Annotated in this window: 1 protein-coding gene and 1 pseudogene; both read left to right on the forward strand. The window is 42.7% G+C overall.

Annotated elements, in window-relative coordinates:
- Nucleotides 1-115: pseudogene (locus AC1DKZ_RS33050) on the forward strand (hypothetical protein); the annotation flags it as partial.
- A gap of 93 nt (nucleotides 116-208) precedes the next feature.
- Nucleotides 209-440, forward strand: a 232-nt coding sequence (locus AC1DKZ_RS33055) for an HpcH/HpaI aldolase/citrate lyase family protein (RefSeq protein WP_476997983.1), incomplete at its 3' end; no start/stop codon positions are given.

Genomic DNA, 440 nt, shown 5'->3' on the forward strand with positions numbered 1-440 from the left:
GCACAGCGTCTTCTTTATCATTCTGATTATTGCTTTTGCCGCAACATTTATCATTCACTATATGAACAAGCAAAAAGCTGTAAAAGAGCAAACGGCGGCTTCAAAGGAAGAATAACAAACTGCAAAACATAAAGGGGGGAGTAGATCTGCTCCGCCCTTTTTTTACATCAAAGGGGTGTATGATTCCTATTCAAAGAAGGTGACCCATGTGCAATACTTTGATTTTTTATCCGCCTCTCAAAAAGAAGATGTCTTTTTCAAACTGCCGGGTACGGTTACAAAGGACTCTCCGAAGCGCATTCTCGAGTATGCGCTTGGAGCTGCGCTCTATGTTCCGGGGAACCGAAAAGATATAGCAGATGTCATCATCAATAACAAGTATCCAGAACTGTGCTCGGTCGTTTTTTGCCTTGAAGATTCGATCGGCGATTGTGAGGTTC

It is taken from the genome of Bacillus sp. 05T21, assembly GCF_056396785.1.